The 286-nt window shown below is 67.1% G+C and carries 1 pseudogene; it reads right to left on the bottom strand.

Annotation, left to right across the window (positions count from 1 at the left end):
- Nucleotides 1-286: pseudogene (locus tag NE591_RS15705) on the bottom strand (LytR family transcriptional regulator); the annotation flags it as partial.

The following is a 286-nucleotide window of genomic DNA, read 5'->3' as shown; positions in this document are numbered from 1 at the left end:
CAGCCGACTTGTCGGTGCCCATGAGCAGCATGTAGAAGGTGCCGCCGTCGTACTCGGCCGGCGCCTCCAAGGCTTCCACGACCTCGGGGGTGATGTCCTTGTTCATCTCCTGCTCGATACCGGAGATGTAGGCCCAAGCGGCCCCGGTGGCGCCGAGCACGCCCACGAGCATGAAGGCCAGCACGCCCAGCAGAATGCGGCGGCGTTTCTTGCGGCGACGGTCCTTGGCGTAGTCGTCGCCGGTGGCTCCGCGGGAATAGGGGTTGGGCTCGGCCATGGGCGGTAG

The sequence above is a fragment of the Adlercreutzia sp. DFI.6.23 genome (assembly GCF_024462535.1).
GTDB classification, from domain to species: domain Bacteria; phylum Actinomycetota; class Coriobacteriia; order Coriobacteriales; family Eggerthellaceae; genus Adlercreutzia; species Adlercreutzia rubneri.
This window is presented reverse-complemented; position numbering and strand designations above follow the sequence as displayed.